This window comes from Catenuloplanes indicus, assembly GCF_030813715.1.
In the GTDB taxonomy this organism is placed as follows: Bacteria; Actinomycetota; Actinomycetes; order Mycobacteriales; family Micromonosporaceae; genus Catenuloplanes; species Catenuloplanes indicus.
Map to the genome: position 1 here is coordinate 2,304,483 of NZ_JAUSUZ010000001.1, position 15,173 is coordinate 2,319,655.

General features: G+C 72.6%; 13 protein-coding genes. 2 read left to right on the forward strand and 11 right to left on the reverse strand.

The window, feature by feature from the left end; all coding sequences use genetic code 11:
• Nucleotides 1-28 precede the first annotated feature (28 nt).
• The 4 genes from J2S42_RS10470 to J2S42_RS10485 form a co-directional block, all read right to left on the reverse strand.
• The gene (locus J2S42_RS10470; RefSeq protein WP_307238014.1) at nucleotides 29-967 is read right to left on the reverse strand and encodes a S66 peptidase family protein; all 939 of its coding nucleotides are present in this window, start codon (nucleotides 965-967) and stop codon (nucleotides 29-31) included.
• Between the two features lie 151 nt (nucleotides 968-1,118).
• Nucleotides 1,119-2,084, reverse strand: coding sequence for an ion transporter (locus tag J2S42_RS10475; protein ID WP_307238016.1), 966 nt, complete (start codon nucleotides 2,082-2,084; stop codon nucleotides 1,119-1,121).
• A gap of 72 nt (nucleotides 2,085-2,156) precedes the next feature.
• Nucleotides 2,157-3,113: a glycerophosphodiester phosphodiesterase family protein gene (locus J2S42_RS10480; protein WP_307238018.1), complete on the reverse strand. Its 957-nt coding sequence runs from the start codon at nucleotides 3,111-3,113 to the stop codon at nucleotides 2,157-2,159.
• A 47-nt stretch (nucleotides 3,114-3,160) separates the two neighbouring features.
• Nucleotides 3,161-3,898: a response regulator transcription factor gene (locus J2S42_RS10485; RefSeq protein WP_307238020.1), complete on the reverse strand. Its 738-nt coding sequence runs from the start codon at nucleotides 3,896-3,898 to the stop codon at nucleotides 3,161-3,163.
• Between the two features lie 6 nt (nucleotides 3,899-3,904).
• On the opposite strand from J2S42_RS10485, the gene J2S42_RS10490 reads away from it, so the two are divergent.
• Nucleotides 3,905-4,912, forward strand: a complete 1,008-nt coding sequence (locus J2S42_RS10490; RefSeq protein ID WP_307238022.1) for a sensor histidine kinase — start codon at nucleotides 3,905-3,907, stop codon at nucleotides 4,910-4,912.
• A gap of 209 nt (nucleotides 4,913-5,121) precedes the next feature.
• Here J2S42_RS10490 and J2S42_RS10495 read toward each other — a convergent pair whose 3' ends face one another.
• The 3 genes from J2S42_RS10495 to J2S42_RS10505 all read right to left on the reverse strand — a co-directional run bounded on the left by J2S42_RS10495 (nucleotide 5,122) and on the right by J2S42_RS10505 (nucleotide 9,829).
• Nucleotides 5,122-5,742: a hypothetical protein gene (locus J2S42_RS10495; protein WP_307238024.1), complete on the reverse strand. Its 621-nt coding sequence runs from the start codon at nucleotides 5,740-5,742 to the stop codon at nucleotides 5,122-5,124.
• 137 nt (nucleotides 5,743-5,879) lie between these two features.
• Nucleotides 5,880-6,734, reverse strand: coding sequence for an LLM class F420-dependent oxidoreductase (locus J2S42_RS10500; protein WP_307238026.1), 855 nt, complete (start codon nucleotides 6,732-6,734; stop codon nucleotides 5,880-5,882).
• 86 nt (nucleotides 6,735-6,820) lie between these two features.
• Nucleotides 6,821-9,829 carry a discoidin domain-containing protein gene (locus tag J2S42_RS10505; RefSeq protein ID WP_370879156.1) on the reverse strand — a complete coding sequence of 1,003 codons (3,009 nt, stop codon included), beginning with the start codon at nucleotides 9,827-9,829 and terminating at the stop codon, nucleotides 6,821-6,823.
• A gap of 200 nt (nucleotides 9,830-10,029) precedes the next feature.
• On the opposite strand from J2S42_RS10505, the gene J2S42_RS10510 reads away from it, so the two are divergent.
• On the forward strand, nucleotides 10,030-10,692 hold the full coding sequence (locus tag J2S42_RS10510) for an aggregation-promoting factor C-terminal-like domain-containing protein (RefSeq protein ID WP_442320101.1): 663 nt from the start codon (nucleotides 10,030-10,032) through the stop codon (nucleotides 10,690-10,692).
• Here J2S42_RS10510 and J2S42_RS10515 read toward each other — a convergent pair.
• The 4 genes from J2S42_RS10515 to J2S42_RS10530 all read right to left on the reverse strand — a co-directional run bounded on the left by J2S42_RS10515 (nucleotide 10,689) and on the right by J2S42_RS10530 (nucleotide 15,129).
• A complete protein-coding gene (locus J2S42_RS10515) occupies nucleotides 10,689-10,835 on the reverse strand; it encodes a hypothetical protein (RefSeq protein WP_307238032.1) in 147 nt (48 codons plus the stop codon). The two genes, J2S42_RS10510 and J2S42_RS10515, sit on opposite strands and share 4 nt — an antisense overlap.
• Before the next feature lie 72 nt (nucleotides 10,836-10,907).
• The gene (locus J2S42_RS10520; protein WP_307238034.1) at nucleotides 10,908-12,545 is read right to left on the reverse strand and encodes a methyl-accepting chemotaxis protein; all 1,638 of its coding nucleotides are present in this window, start codon (nucleotides 12,543-12,545) and stop codon (nucleotides 10,908-10,910) included.
• A 72-nt stretch (nucleotides 12,546-12,617) separates the two neighbouring features.
• Complete coding sequence (locus tag J2S42_RS10525; protein WP_307238036.1) at nucleotides 12,618-13,415, reverse strand: tripartite tricarboxylate transporter permease; 798 nt, start codon at nucleotides 13,413-13,415, stop codon at nucleotides 12,618-12,620.
• A 172-nt stretch (nucleotides 13,416-13,587) separates the two neighbouring features.
• Nucleotides 13,588-15,129 carry a methyl-accepting chemotaxis protein gene (locus tag J2S42_RS10530; RefSeq protein WP_307238038.1) on the reverse strand — a complete coding sequence of 514 codons (1,542 nt, stop codon included), beginning with the start codon at nucleotides 15,127-15,129 and terminating at the stop codon, nucleotides 13,588-13,590.
• Between the last annotated feature and the right edge of the window lie 44 nt (nucleotides 15,130-15,173).

The window sequence follows — 15,173 nt, forward strand, 5'->3', positions numbered from 1 at the left end:
GCGGTCGCCGGCCCGCTGACCGCCCGGGTCACCGGACGCCGGGCGCGACCACCAGTGTGCCGGCCGCGACGTCCATCGTGGCGTGCGCGCCGATCGGAACGGTCAGCTGCCCGGCGCCGTGCCCGATCCGCAGACCACCCAGCACGGGTACGCCGAGCGTGCCCAGCCGTTCCGCCACCACGGCCGCGGCGGTCGGCGTACCGGTGCCGCAGTTGGTGAACTGGCCGAGCACGACGCCGGCCAGCCGGTCGAGCTTGCCGGACCGGATCAGCTGGGTGAGCATGCGGTCGAACCGGTACGGCGCCTCGTTGACATCCTCGAGCAGCAGGATCGCGCCGGTCAGATCGGGCAGCGAGCCGGTGCCCACGTCCGAGGCGATCATGGTGAGGTTGCCGCCGAGCAGCGGGCCGGACGCGGTGCCGTCGATCCGGACGGCCGCGCTCGGCTCGGCCGGGTCGCGGGTGAGCACGATGTCGTCGCAGGTCATCAGCGCGCCGCGGAGCGACGCTATCGAGGCCGGGCCGAGGCGGTCGTCGACCCAGGCCGCGACCGGGCCGTAGAAGCTGACCAGTCGCGCAGCCCGCCACAGCCGGCTGAGCAGCACGGTGAGGTCGCTGAAGCCGACGAAGATCTTCGGATCGGCACGGACCGCGTCGATGTCGAGCCCGTCGATTATCCGCTGCGTGCCGTATCCGCCGCGGGCGCCGATCACCGCGCGCACGGCCGGGTCGCGGACCGCGGCGTTCAGGTCGTCCAGGCGCTGCTGGTCCGTACCGGCCAGATAGGGGGTGCCGCCGTAGACGTGCTCGCCGTACTGCACGACCAGGCCCAGCTGTTCCAGCACGGCCTGCCCACGGTCGAGGCGGGCGTCGCCGGGGTGCGCGGTCGCGACGATCCGGACCGCGTCACCGGGTACGAGCGCGGGCGCGCGCCGGACGAGTACGGTCGACGAGTTCGTGGTGATCATGGGGCCTCCAAGCGTCGATGAGACCGCGGGACCACCAGGGTCGGCAAGCGCGCCGGGCATCGTCAACCGCCCGATGTCTCCTTCGACCGCAGACGGCAATCGAACGCCGTTCCCTATGCTTGAACGACATTCATGTGCAGCGTGAAACCGCTCACCGGCCGGTGCGCACCGGCTGGCCGGGGACCGGGGGCAGCCGCCGCTCCACGTCGTCCAGGATCTGGCGGACCTGGGCGAGCTGATCCCGTACCGACGGCTCGGCGTTTCCGCCCTTCGCCGCGACCGCCTGGTTCGCGGCCGCGACCGCGGCCTGGCCCGCCGCCAGCGCCGCTCGGCCGGCCGCGCTGGCCGCCTTCTCCGCCGCGTCCGCGAGGCGCTGCGTCTCCTCCGCGGTCGGCTGCTTGGCCGCGGCCATCTCCTCGTGCGCCTCCTGCAACGCGGTCAGCACCAGGCCGACCAGCAGGTTCGTCAGCAGGTAGCAGGCCGCGACCATGTAGGAGACGTAGTAGAGGACCGCCCACTCGGTCACCGCGCGGCCGGCCACCAGCGTGTCCGTGATGCCGTCCAGCGACAGCAGCAGGAAGAGCGTGAGCATGGCCCGGCCGGCCGTGCCGTACTGCTCCGGGAACGCGTCGCCGAACATCATCCAGCCGAGCATCGCGTACCCGTAGAGGACCAGCACCATCACGGAGAGGAAGCTGCCCAGGCCGGGGAGCGCCCGCCGGATGCCGATCAGGATCACCCGCAGGCTGGGGAACAACCGGAACGTGCGGACCAGCCGGGCGAGGCGCAGCAGGCGGAAAAGCGTCACGTTCTCCCGTACGCCGGGCAGCAGTGGCGCGACCACGATGAGCAGGTCGAAGACGTTCCACGCGTCCTTGAAGAACCCGGCCGGCGCCCGCAGATGGGCGCCGAACCGAATCAGCAGCTCGACGACGAACCCGGCCAGGCAGACGTACTCTATGCCGCGGATCACCGGCCCGAACGACGCGATCAGCGGGTCATAGGTCTCCAGGCCCAGCGCGATCGCGTTCACCACGATCAGTGCGAGCCCGGCCAGGTGGAACCAGGTCCGCTCGGTCGCGGTCTCGCAAGCCTCGGCGATTGTGGTGCGCGTCATCGTTCTCCTAGGCCGTGATCACCGAGCGCAGCCTAGATCATGGCCGGACCGGACGGCCAACGTGGACAGTTCTCAGATCAGCGGTGCGATCCGGTCGACGCGGTTCGTCCACACCCATCCTGACCAGCCCTCCGGCACCTGGTCGAGGGACGCGGCGGTGTCGAAGCCCGCGGACCACGGGCCGTCGCCGGCGACCAGCACGACGCGGGTGTCCACGCTCCGCATCCGGTCCACGAACAGGTTGGGCCAGCCCCAGAGCCAGCGGCCGTACCGTTCCGGCAGGTGCAGCTCGATGTGCGCGCACGCGCCGGGCACGATGCCGCTCGCACCGGCCGCGAGGTACGCCACCAGGCAGTCCACCATGATCTTCTTGGACGCGACACGGAAGCCGGGCACCTGCTGCCGGATCACGTCCATCGCGGTGTCCCCGCCGTACGCGGCCATGGTCGCGCGCCGCTCCGGCGACAGCGTGTTCAGGTAGGCCGCGACCGGGCCGCCCTCCGCGTCGTTCTTCACGTCCAGCAGCAGCTCATGATCCGGGAACATGGCCACCACCTCCTCCACGGTGGGCATCAGTCCGACGCCGGTGCCGCGCAGTGGATAGGTCGCGCCGCCGTCCGCGGTGTAGCCAAAACCCAGATCGAGACCACGCAGATACTCGTACGGGTGATCCTTGACCGCGCCGGAGCCGTCGGTGCGGCAGTCCAGCGTGCTGTCGTGGAACACCACGAGCCGGCCGTCCGCGCTGACCTGCACGTCGAACTCCAGCATGTCCGCACCGGCCGCGAACGCCGCGCGCATCGACTCCAGCGTGTTCTCCAGGTACGTGTGGTCCGGCGGGTGGATGCGGGCCGCGGTGCAGGTGTCGTTCTGCACGCCGTCCAGCGGGTAGGTCTGCGCGATGCCGCGGTGCGCGAGCAGCGGCGGGCCGCCGTCCCGGCCGCCCCACAGGCGCGAGCTGTTGGCGACGGCCACGGTCACGGCCAGCACACCGACGACGACGGCGGCGATCAGAAGCTTTCGTCTCACCCCAGCAGGGTGCCGTCCCGTGGCCGGACGCGGAATGAGCGAAGGATCTAGTCCTTTCGGGCAGGTCCGTCGCGGGTGAGCAGCGCGGCCTGGGTCCGGCTGGTCACGCCGAGCTTGGCCAGCAGGCTACTGACGTGCACCTTCACGGTGCGCTCGGCGACCGACAGCGCGCGGGCGATCTCCTGGTTCGAAAGGCCGCGCCCGACCAGTCCCCAGACCTCCCGTTCCCGCGCGGTCAGCCCGCGGCCGCCCGGGTTCGGCGCGGCACCCGGTCGCGCCGCCGGTCCCGCCACGGCTCCCGGCCGTGCCGCCGCTCCCGGTGCGGTTCCCGGCCGTGCCGCCGCTCCCGGTGCGGCTCCCGGCCGTACCGTGGGCGGCTCTCGATCTGGCGCGGGCCACAGCAACCGGGCCGCGGACGAGCTGAGCGCCGTCACGCCCGCGTGCGCGCCGCGGATCGCGGCCGCCAGCTCGGCACCGCCCGCGTCCTTCAGCACGAACCCGGCCGCACCGGCCGCCAGCGCACGCTGCACGTCCGCGGCCCGGCCGACCGTGGTGAGGATCAGCACCGGCGGCCCCACGATCTTGCGCAGGATCTCGACCCCGTCCGCGCCGGGCAGGTACAGGTCGAGCAGCACCACGTCCGCGGAGTGAGCGTCGAGGAACGCGAGCAGCGCGGGCCCGTCCGGCAGCTCCGCGACCACGTCCAGGTCCGGCTGCGCGCCGAGCACCAGGCCCAGCCCCTCCCGGACCAGCGCCTGGTCGTCGACGACGACAACCCGGATCATGTGCCCATGCTAAAGCTCCGTGCGCGGCTCACCGACGTGGCGCTGACCGGCGCGGCCGCGCTGCTGTTCGCGGGCTCCGGCACCGCGGTCTCGGTGCCGCTCGCGGTCGCGCAGGTGAGCCCGCTGCTGCTCCGGCGCCGGTGCCCGGCCGTGGTGCTGATCGTGGTGGCCGCCGCGACCGCGGCGCACACCACTCTCGGGATGGCCCGCGCGATCGGCTTCCTGCCGGTCACCGTGGCGATCTTCACGGCCGCCGCGCAGCGCGGCGTGCTGACCCGCTGGGTACTCTGCCCGGCCGCCGGCCTGGCCGTCGCGGCCGCGAGCGCGGCCCGGCACGGCCCGGTCGAGGGCTTCCTGCTGGCCGTCGTCATGGTGATCATCGCCTGGCTGGCCGGCTTCGAGCGCGACGAGCACCTGCGCCTGCGCCTGGAGGTCGCCGCGTCCGCCGACCGCGAGCGCCTGGCCCGGCGGGTACACGACACGCTCGCCCACACCGTCACGGTCATGCTGCTGCAGACCGAGGCGCTGCGCGCGACCGCGCCGCTCGGTCCGTCCGACCGGCACCGGGTCGATCTGGTGCTGGCCGCGGGCCGGGAGGCGCTGGCCGATGTCCGCGCCGCGCTGGCCGGCACCGCACCGGTCCTCGACCTGCCCGGTCGCCTCGCCCTGCTGCGCGCCTCCGGCCTGCACCTGCCCGAGTCACTGCCGGCCGCGCTGACCACCGGTCTGCCGCCGGCGCTGCACGACATCGTGGCCCGCCTGATCGGCGAGACCGCCACGAACGCACTCCGCCACGACGGCCCCGGCACCCGCCTCACGATCTCGGCCACCCGCTCGGGCCCGTCCCTGACCATCACGATCGTCAGCTCCGGCGGCCGCGCGCCCGGCTCCCCCGCCGGCCCCGGCTTCGGCCTGAAAAGCCTTTCCAAGGACATCCGCGGGTACGGCGGCAGCCTCACCTACGGCCCTTCCGGCGGCACCTGGACGACCGTCGCGGTCCTGCCGGCCACGTGACGACCCGGCACCGGCCGCAGCCACCGGCAGCCAGGCGCGCACGATCGCCGCCGCCGGGTCAAGAACGGCGGCACCAGAGACCCCGCCGCGCGACAGCCGCGCCGGCGGCGGCATCCGCTGCACACGGCCGCCGTGACCACGCGAAGGCACTTCCTCACCGGCACCGGCAGCAGGACGGCGAGACCGCCGGCGGCCCGGTGGCGCGCCCGTCAGTAGCCCGCGGTCGCGCGCCGCCGGCGGCGGGCCAGCCATTCGGCCAGGCCGGCCGCGGAGACCGTGGCCATCAGGCCGGCGCCGGCCGCGATGACGGCGATCCGGCGGCGCTGCGAGTTGTCCTTCTCGACCAGGTCGGCGTCGGTGAGCGGAACGACGGTGATCTGCGCGCCGTCGGAGAGACCGAACGGCTGCTGGCGGGCCACGACCTCCTCGCCGATCAGGCCGTCCATCACGTCGATGATGCGGCGGGCCTCGGTCTCGGTGTCCGCGAGCACCTCGATCGCGATGATGGCGGCGCCGGTGTTGGTCACGGACACGGTCCACTCGCCGCGGTAGCCCTGCGCGAAGAGGTCCTCGGCCAGCGTCGCGCTGCTCAGCCGGACCTCGATCACGTCGGCCAGCGTGACCGGGTTCCACGGGTTCTGCTTCACCGTGTCGCCGATCGCCGGGCTGTACTGCTCGCGCTGCGGCAGGAGCGTCACGTGCCCGGTCACCTTCGCCTGTTGCGGCAGGCCGAGCATCGCCCACGCGACCGCCGCTACCGTCAGCAACATCAGCGGCGCGGTGATCGGCCACCGGCGCAGGAGAATCCTGCCGACATCCGCGAAGTCCATCGTTTCCCCTCGTCACGCCCGCGGGGACGGTACCGCGTCTTCCTGTGACGTCGTTGTGAGCCCCTACCCAGCGTGACATGCCCACACCGGGCGGGGTGTGCCGCCCGCCGGAGCGGCGGGCGGCACCGGGGAACGGATCAGAGCTTGGTCAGCGCCTCGCCGAGCATGTCGGTGATCTTCGACGGCGTGGTGATGTCGTGCGCGTAGACGTACGCGACCGGGAAGCCGGCGTCGCGGGCCGCGTTGGCGTTGCGGACCACGTCCTCCGTGGTGCTGGACGGGTCGACCGCGAACATCGCGGTCTTCTCGATCTGGTCGTAGTCGCGGCCGACGTCGTCGCAGTGCCGGCGGAGCACGTCGAGCTTGTGCGCGGACTCCGGGCCGAGGCCGATGTTGCAGGCGTCCGCGTACTTCGCGACCAGCTTCAGCGTCTTCTTCTCGCCACCGCCGCCGATCAGCAGGTACGGCCGGGGCGAACGGAGCGGCTGCGGCGAGTTGAGCGTGCGCTCCAGCCGGTAGCGCCGGCCCTGGTACGCCTCCTCGGAGTCGGACCACATCTGCAGGCAGATCTGCAGCGCCTCCTCCAGACGCTCGAAGCGCTCCGCGACCGGCGGGAACGCGAAGCCGAGGCCCTTGGACTCGTCCTCGTTCCAGGCCGCGCCGATGCCCAGGCCGGCCCGGCCGCCGGAGAGCACGTCGAGCGTGCTGACGGCCTTGGCGAGCAGGCCGGGCTCGCGGTAGGTCACGCCGGTGACCAGCGTGTGCAGCAGCGCGGTCTCGGTGTGCGCGGCGATGAAGCCGAGCGCGGTGTACGCCTCGAGCATCTCGTGCTCGTACGGCCCGACGGCCCGGATCTGCCAGAAGTGGTCCATGACCGTGATCCGGGTGATGCCGGCCTGCTCCGCGTTGCGCGCGTGCCGGCCGAGCGCGGCGCCGAGCGTGGCCGGCCCGCCGTCCCAGGTGAAGTCGGCGATGTGCAGTCCCAGTTCCATATCAAGTGAGAGTACCCTCCGGATAGGATGTCCGCTGCCCCACGGACGTGCGGCCCCGCGACCGTGGCGCGGGGCCGCACACCAGGTCACCAGGTCAGGCCGTGCCCGTACGGGTAGAGCGGATTTCCGTAGCCGGACGGCACCGGACGCCCGGCATCGATGTGCGCGCGGATCTCGGCCCGCTGGGCGTCCGTGGCGCCGAGGTCGAACGGCAGGTCCCATGCCTCCCGCGCGTCCGCCTGCACGTCCTGGCCGCCCGGCCGGAGCACCTGGTCGAGCGTGCGCGGCAGCTGCCAGGGCAGCTTCCCGCTCGGCCGGTAGTCGCCGAAGACCAGGCTCGCCAGCGCCGGCCCGACCTCCTCACCGGCCCGGAAGTTGACCACCACGGCGTCCGCGATCTCGTGCCACTCACTGATCACGTAGGGGCGGGCCATGGTCAGCAGCACCACCACGGGTACGCCGCGCGCCTTCCAGCTCCGGATCAGCTCCAGCTGGTCCGGTGGCAGGTACGGTGCGGTCTGCGTCCAGCTGGTGGCGTGGGTGTAGTACGGCTCCCCCACGGCCACGATCGCCAGACTCGGATTGGCCGCGCTGTCCCGATGCACGGTCACCCCGGCGGCGGCGCCGCGCTCCACCAGCGCGTCGTAGGTGGACAGCGAGCCGTACTCCTGGTGGAAGTAGCTGGTCCAGATGCAGCACGACCCGGTGTCGCTCGCGCGCGGCCCGGTCACCACGACGTTGCTGCCCGCCGGGAGCCGCAGCGGCAGCACCCCGTTGTTGCGCAGCACGGTCAGCGAGCCGCGCGCGGCCTGGTTGGCCAGCGCCGTGTCGGCCGGCGTATGCACCCGGTAGATCCCGTTGACCGGGTCGCCGTACGGGTTCTCGAACAGCCCGAGCTGGAACTTCAGCCGCAGCACCCGCCGGACCGCGTCGTCGATCCGGGCGGCCGGCACCTGCGCCAGGAACGTGGCCATCGAGAAGCCGGCCGCGCCCGGGTCGGCGCCGCCCATCACGTCCGAGCCGGCCCGTGCCGCGCCGGCCCAGGAGCCGGACGGCAGCCAGTCCGTGGTGATCAGGCCGGTGAAGCCGAGGTTGTTGCGCAGGTAGGCCAGGATCGGCGCGCTGTCGCCGGCGCCGGGGCCGCCCGGGTCCAGGAAGGAGCTGCCCGCGTACCCCGGCATGATGTTGACCGCGCCCGCCTCCATCGCGGCCCGGAACGGGATCATGTGGTACTTGATGGTGACGCCGTCGTACACGATCAGCTGCTCGCCGCCCGCGCCCTCGCCCGGCCAGTGCTTGACCGTGGCCAGCACCGAGCGCGGGTTCAGCTCCGGTCCGCCCTGCAGGCCGGCGACCAAGGCCCGGACCTGCGCGGCCGCCACGTACGCGTCCTCGCCGTTGCCCTCCTGGATGCGTGGGTAGAGCGCCTTCGTGCCGACCTCGGCGAGCGGCCCGAGCACGCCACGGGTGCCCAGCTCGACCTGCTCGCGCCGCTGCATGTCGCCGAGCTCGTACTGCAGCGGGTAGTCCCGGCCGGCCGCCAGCGCGCTCTGCGCCGGGTAGGTGGTCTTGAAGCCGTGGATCGTGTCGCCGGCCGAGATCAGCGGGATGCCGAGCCGGGTGCCGGTCGACCCGAGCAGATCCCGGTACAGGTCGGGCGCCTCCGACGGGCCGAAGTGCCAGCCCGCACGGGGGTACGCCTGCGCGTTGTAGAACATCTGGTACGCCTTCTCCTCGGCCGTCATGCGTCCGAGCAGGTCGTTCACCCGCGCCTCGACCGGCCGCCGCCAGTCCTCGTAGGGGTCGATCGCGCCGCTGCGGTTGGCGTCCCGGGCCCCGTTGATCACCGGTACGCCGTCCGCGATCGGGGTCAGCGCCGGCCGGTACAGCCCGAACGTGCGGATCTGCGACGTGCCGGCGCCGGCCGTCACGTACCAGCGGTAGGTCCACCGGTCCGGCAGGTCCCAGGACGGTGTGTAGGACGTCCCGGTCACCTCCGCGACCCGGGTGTAGACGTCGAGCAGGCTGCCGGACGCGGTGAAGTCGTAGTCGGTGCGGCTCACGTTGATCCACAGCTGGTAGCGGGTGGCACCGGCGACCGCGGCCCAGGAGAACACCGGACGCCGGGTGTCCGTGATCAGTGCCTGGTCCGCCGGTGCGGTGAGCGCGAACTGCCCGGTGGCCGCGGGCGGCCGGGTCGGCCCGGACAGCAGCGGTGGCGCGCTGCCGGCCGCGTCGACCGTGCCGAGCACCTTCAGGTCCCACAACGAGTAGCCGTAGCCGGTGGCCCGCGCGGTGCCGACGAGTCGCAGGTAGCGGCCGGTGCCCGCGACGGTCAGCGTCTCCACGCCGCCGCGACCGGTGGTGGTGCTGTAGATCGTGGTCCAGGTGGCGGCGTCGCCGGACACCTCGATGCGGTAACCGGTGCCGTACGCGGCCTCCCAGTTCAGCACCACGCCGGTGATCGTGGCGGTGCCCTGGAGGTCGACGCGGATCCACTGGTTCTCCGCGTGCTCGCTGGACCAGCGCGTGGTGGCGCGGCCGTCCAGCGCGGCGCCGGGCGCGTTCCCGCCCTCGTACGAGGAGGCCGCCACCGGCTTGAAGGCCGCGATGTCGGTCCCGTCGCCGGAGGTCGTGGTGCTGCCGTAGACCTCGAACTCCCACAGCGAGTAGCCGTAACCGGTGGCTCGCTCGGTGCCGAGCACCCGCACGTACCGTGCGGTGCCGTTGATCGTGATCGTCTGGACGCCGCCGGTGCCGGCGGCGGCGGTGTGCACGGTGGTCCAGGTGCCGCCGTCCGGCGAGGTCTGGATCTGGAACGCGCGCGCGTACGCCGCCTCCCAGTTCAGGACCACGCGGTCCAGCGTCGCGGTGGCGCCGAGGTCGACGCGCAGCCACTGCGGGTCGGCGAACGCGCTGGCCCAGCGGGTGCCGGCGTCGCCGTCGACGGCCGCGGCGGCCGGGGTGCCCGCGCCCTCGACGGAGGACGCGAGCGTCGGCTTGCCGCGGGAGAGCAGGACGGGGGCGGCCTCGGCGGGCGTGGCCACGAGCAGCCCGGCGAGCAGCAATAACGCGGCCACCAGTCTTCGTTTCACGGACATGAGGACTCCAGGGGATCGACGAGAGAGCGCTCTCTAACGCCGAGCCTGATCGATGTTCATCAGTCCGTCAAGGGGGTCCGGTAGCGCTCCGTGGAACAGCAGAGAACTTCTCGCATCGTGGTAGCGTGCCGAACCATCGAGCGGAAGGAACCCCTCACGTGAAGTCGCTGGTCGGCAAGTCCGCCGCGGTGGCCATGCTCATCGCCGGCGTCGGTGGCGGTGCCTATCTGCACCAGGATCGGGCGCAGGCCGAGGACTCCGCCGCCGCGCAGGCCGCCTGGGAGGCGAACCGCGCCGAGGAGCTCTACGTCAAGGACCGGCACAAGGAGTACACCGAGCTCGCCGCCGGCCTGCACCAGTCCGAGCGGGCCGCCGCGAAGCGCGCCGCCGCGATGGCCGAGGAGCAGGCGAAGCGCGCCCGCGCCGCGAACGACGCGGTCAGCCGCCGCAAGGCGGAGGCCGAGGCCGAGGCGGCCGCGGCACAGGCCGCGCGGGACAAGGCCAACGCCGCGATCAAGCCGTACGACGGGCCGGTCCCGTCGTCCTGCGCGTCCTACTCCGGCCACCGCAAGACCGGCTGCTCGGTGATGGTCGGCCAGGGCTTCGACGTCTCCGAGTTCGGTTGCCTGGACACGCTGTGGACGCGGGAGAGCGGCTGGAACCCGAAGGCGGCCAACCCCACCACGCCCGCCTACGGCATCCCGCAGGCGAACCCGGGCAGCAAGATGGCGTCGGTCGCGGACGACTGGGAGACCAATCCGGCGACCCAGGTCATCTGGGGCCTCGGGTACATCAAGGGCCGCTACGGCACACCGTGCGCGGCCCTCGAGCACTCCAACGCCGCCGGCTGGTACTAGGTCCTGGCCAGGTTGGCCGAGTGGGGCGCGAGCCGCTTCGCGGGGACGAGCGCGCTGTCCTGGCCGGCCACGTCGACGGTGTGCGCGCCGTCTACGGTGACGTCGATCGAACGAGCGGGCCAGCCGGATTCGCGCAGGACCACGTCGCTACCCCGCCCCGGGAAACCATGACGCGGGGGTACGGCCGGCCGTACCCCCGCGTCATGGGCTTTGCTCTAGATCCGGAACCGGCCGACCACCGTCTCCAGCTCGCTGACCACGCGGTTCAGGTCCGCGACCGTCTGGCCGGCCTCGACCAGCGACTCCGTGGTGGCCCGGGCCGCGTCCGCGACACCGTTGATGTTGTTCGCGATGTCCGACGTGCCGCCGGACGCGTCGCCGACGCTGCGGCTCATCTCGCCCGTGGTCGCGGTCTGCTCCTCCACCGCGGACGCGATGGTCAGCTGGTAGTCGTTGATCCGCGCGATGATCCGGCTGATCTCGCCGATCGCCTCGACCGCGTTCTGCGTGTCCACCTGGATCGCCTCGACCCGGCGGGAGATGTCCTCGGTCGCCTTCGCGGTCTCCTGCGCCAGGTCCTTGACCTCTCCGGCCACCACCGCGAAGCCCTTGCCGGCGTCGCCCGCGCGGGCCGCCTCGATCGTCGCGTTCAACGCCAGCAGGTTGGTCTGCTCCGCGATCGAGGTGATCGTCTTGACCACGTTGCCGATCTCCGCGGACGACTCGCCGAGCTTCGCGATCGTGTCGTTCGTCTGGTTGGCCACGCCGACCGCCTCCGCCGCGACCTGGGCCGCGTCGTTCGCGTTCTGGCTGATCTCGCGGATCGACGCGCCCATCTCCTCGGAACCGGCCGCGACCGTGGACACGTTCGCGGAGACCTCACCGGCCGCGTTCGACACCACGTCGGCCTGGCTGGCCGCCTCGGCCGCGCTGGACGCGATCCGCTCGGTGGACGCGGAGAGCCGGCGGGCGCCGTCCGCGAGCGTGCGGGAGCTGTCGTGGAGCGCCGTGATCGTGGTGCGCAGGCCCTCGCGCGCCTCGTTCGTGGCGATCGCCATCGCGCCGATCTCGTCGCGTCCGCGTACCTCGGCGTGCGTGGTCAGGTCGCCGGCGGCCATCGCGCGCAGCGCGTCGCCCACGGTCCGCACCTGCGCGGTGATCGCGCGGGCGACCAGCAGACCGACCGCTAGGCCGACGAGCGCGCCGACCAGCACCGCCACGATCAGCAGGGTGCGCGCGTCGGTGTACGAGGACTGCGCCTCCGCCGCCGCCTGCGCCGAGTCCGCGGCCTCGACCTCCTGCAGCTTCGCCAGCCCGTCGCGCATCGTCGTCTCGGCCGCGCCGTAGGCGGCCAGCGGGTCGGCCGGCACCGTGTAGCCGGCCGGCGGGGGGAGCTGGAAGAAGTTGACGTTGCGCAGGTTCGTGTAGTCGGTGAAGCCGGCGCTGAACGCCTCGATCGCGGCGGTGCGCTCCGGGCTGGCGTTGGAGCCCACGTTGAGCTTGCTGTACTCGGCCAGCGCGTCGCTGATCACCGTGTCCGCCGCCTTGGTGTCCGCGATGGCGTCGTCCTTCGCGGCGGCGTCGCCGCCCAGGCTGAACAGCAGCATGCCGCGGAACATCCCGCTGAGGCCCTGCTGCATCGTCCCGAGGTGGGCGGTGCCCGCCACCTGTTCCCGATTCATGTCCTCGAGCTGCCCGGCCAGCGCCGACATCCGCTGCACGCACAACACGCCGACCAGGATCGTGATCACGATGACCACGACCGATGACGCGAGGATCTTGGTGCGCACCTTCGTGTCGGCCACCAGGCGGGTGAGGAGATTCCCCCGGGGTGCTTCCGCGACTTGACTCATCAGACAGGCCCTTCGCCCGTATACGACACAGCAAACGCCACATCGGCACGAACGAGCCCGGCTTTAGCGGAATCAGTCGTCGTCGGCGGCGCCGCGACGGCGCATCGCCACCACGGCCGGGGCCAGCAGCGCCAGGATCGCCACTATCCACAGCGCGACGGTGAACGGCCCGGACACCAGGATTCCCCAGTCGCCGCCGGACAACGCGAGCGCGCGGCGCAGCTGCTGCTCGGCCGGCGGCGCCAGGATCAGGCCGACCACCGCGGGCGCGGCCGGCACGTCCGCACGGCGCATCAGCAGCCCGATCAGTCCCAGTCCGACCAGGATCAGCAGGTCCGTGGTGGTGCCACCGGCCGCGAACGTGCCGAGCGTGGCGAAGACCAGCACGCCGGCGTAGATGCCGTACGCCGGAATGGTCAGCAGCCGGGCCCACAGGCGCACCAGCGGCAGATTCAGCACCAGCAGCATCACGTCGCCGATGTAGAGGCTGGCGATCAGCGCCCACACCAGATCGCCGGATTCGGTGAACAGCTGCGGCCCCGGTTGCAGACCGTAGGACTGGAACGCGGTGAGGATGACCGCGGCGGTCGCGGACGTCGGCAGGCCGATCGTGAGCAGCGGCACCAGCACACCGGCCGCGGCCGCGTTGTTCGCCGCCTCGGGGCCGGCCACGCCCTCGATCGCGCCACGGCCGAACTCGTGCCGCCGCCGCGACAGCCGCTTCTCCAGCGAGTAGCTGAGGAACGTGGGCACGTCCGCGCCGCGGGCCGGCCTGCACGTGTTCTGGGGCGGCCTCGCGGTCGGGAGCCGATCGCGGCCAGGGCAGCGCGGCAAACCGGGCAGCACCGCAAACCCGGCAGCGCCACTCACGCCGCCCGTGGCGCGCGAGACGCGGGGGCGGGCGGCGGCGCCACGGTTCTCGGTGACCCGCGACGGGACCGGAAGGGAGGCCGCCCGCGGCCGACCGGGGCCCGCGGGAGCATGCGGGCAGCACCACGCCGGGAGCGGGAGGAAAGGTTCTGATCCTCGGTGGTCGGGCCGCTCAGGCCTCGAAGCGGCGGGCCATGGTGGCCTGTTCCTCCAGGACCTCGTTGATCCGGGCCTGGACCGCGTCCATCTGGCCGATGGTCTCGCTGGTGGTGTGGATGCCGGCCGAGACCGATTCCGCGCTGGACTGGATGCCGGCGATCTGGTCGGCGACCTTCTGGGTGGCCTCGGCGGTTTCCCGGGCCAGGTCCTTGACCTCGCCGGCCACCACTGCGAAGCCCTTGCCGGCCTCGCCGGCGCGGGCGGCCTCGATGGTGGCGTTCAGGGCGAGCAGGTTCGTCTGTTCCGCGATCGACGAGATGATTTTGATGACGTCGCCGATCGCGGCGGAGGCCTGGCCGAGCGCGGCGACCTCGCCGGTCATCGTGGTGGCGCGGCTGACCGCCTCCTCGGCGACGTGGGTGGCGTCCTCGCTGGCGGACCGGAGGCGCGCGACCGTGTCCAGCAGTGCCCGTGCGTTCTCCGCGGCCCGTTCCGAGTTGCGCAGCACCTCGAGGCGCTGGGAGACGAGCTGCTGCACGTTGCGCAGCGCGGCGGCGCGGGAATCGGACAATTCGATGAACTCGGTGGTGAAGAAGTCCATGGTGCCGGCGATCCGGTCGCCGTTCATGATCGGGAAGCAGACGCCGGAGCGTACGCCGGCGCGCTGTGCCGCCGGGGCGCGCACGCAGTCGGTGACCTCGGCGAGGTCGCGCACGAAGACCAGGTCCCGCGCGCGCCAGGCCCGGCCGGACAGGCCGACGCCCTCGGCGAACGTGGCGGCGAGCGTCACCCGGCGGAACTCGTCGCCGGCGGAACCGGACTCGACCTGGAACCGGAGGACGTTGTCCGCCGGGTCGATCTCCCAGTAGGAGCCGTACGCCCAGCCGAACGCGCTGCGCACGGTGTCCAGCGCGGTGCGCAGCGCGGTCTGGCTGTCCTGCGCCGTGCCGAGCTTCGTGACCACCTCGGTGACCGCGAGCCGGTCCGCCGCCACCTGCCGCAGTTCCGCGGCCGCGATCGCGCTGCTGCGCGCCTGTTCCGCGATGCGCGCGATGGACATCCACTTCTCGGTGCGCGGGCCGTCCAGGTCCAGCGGCGTCGGCGAGAAGTACTCGAAGACGGCCAGCACCTGGTCGTTCTTCAGCACCGGCATGACGACCGCGGCCGCCATCCCCTCCCGGCCGGCGGCCTGGCAGCGCAGGCAGTCGTCGCAGTCCGCCATGCTGCCGATGTAGATCGGGCGCCGGGTCTGGAACGCGCGACCGACCAGGCCGGCGCGGTCCGGCACCGGGCGCCCGGCGATCACGGCCTGCATCTGGGGTGTGATCCGGCCGGTCTCGTAGAGCACCTCGACGTTGCCGTGCCCGTCCGGCAGCCAGACCGCGCCGTAGCCGAACTCGTACGACCGGACCATGCTCTCCACGGTGATCCGCCACGCGCTGGCCTCGTCCTGGACGCCGTCCAGCGCGAGCACCAGCGCTTCCAGCGACTCGACGTCGCGCGGCACCGGCCGTGGCGCGATCGCCGCCGACGACCGTGTCCGGAACAGCCCCATGACCCACCCCCACACAAGCTCTCGCTCCAGTAGAAACCCAGGTG

What these genes read in the sequence shown, in the direction of transcription:
- J2S42_RS10470 (WP_307238014.1), bottom strand. Translation starts at nt 967, where the DNA reads ATGATCACCACGAACTCGTCGACCGTACTCGTCCGGCGCGCGCCCGCG.
- J2S42_RS10475 (WP_307238016.1), bottom strand. Translation starts at nt 2,084, where the DNA reads ATGACGCGCACCACAATCGCCGAGGCTTGCGAGACCGCGACCGAGCGG.
- J2S42_RS10485 (WP_307238020.1), bottom strand. Translation starts at nt 3,898, where the DNA reads ATGATCCGGGTTGTCGTCGTCGACGACCAGGCGCTGGTCCGGGAGGGG.
- J2S42_RS10490 (WP_307238022.1), top strand. Translation starts at nt 3,905, where the DNA reads ATGCTAAAGCTCCGTGCGCGGCTCACCGACGTGGCGCTGACCGGCGCG.
- J2S42_RS10495 (WP_307238024.1), bottom strand. Translation starts at nt 5,742, where the DNA reads ATGGACTTCGCGGATGTCGGCAGGATTCTCCTGCGCCGGTGGCCGATC.
- J2S42_RS10500 (WP_307238026.1), bottom strand. Translation starts at nt 6,734, where the DNA reads ATGGAACTGGGACTGCACATCGCCGACTTCACCTGGGACGGCGGGCCG.
- J2S42_RS10510 (WP_442320101.1), top strand. Translation starts at nt 10,030, where the DNA reads ATGCTCATCGCCGGCGTCGGTGGCGGTGCCTATCTGCACCAGGATCGG.
- J2S42_RS10520 (WP_307238034.1), bottom strand. Translation starts at nt 12,545, where the DNA reads ATGAGTCAAGTCGCGGAAGCACCCCGGGGGAATCTCCTCACCCGCCTG.
- J2S42_RS10530 (WP_307238038.1), bottom strand. Translation starts at nt 15,129, where the DNA reads ATGGGGCTGTTCCGGACACGGTCGTCGGCGGCGATCGCGCCACGGCCG.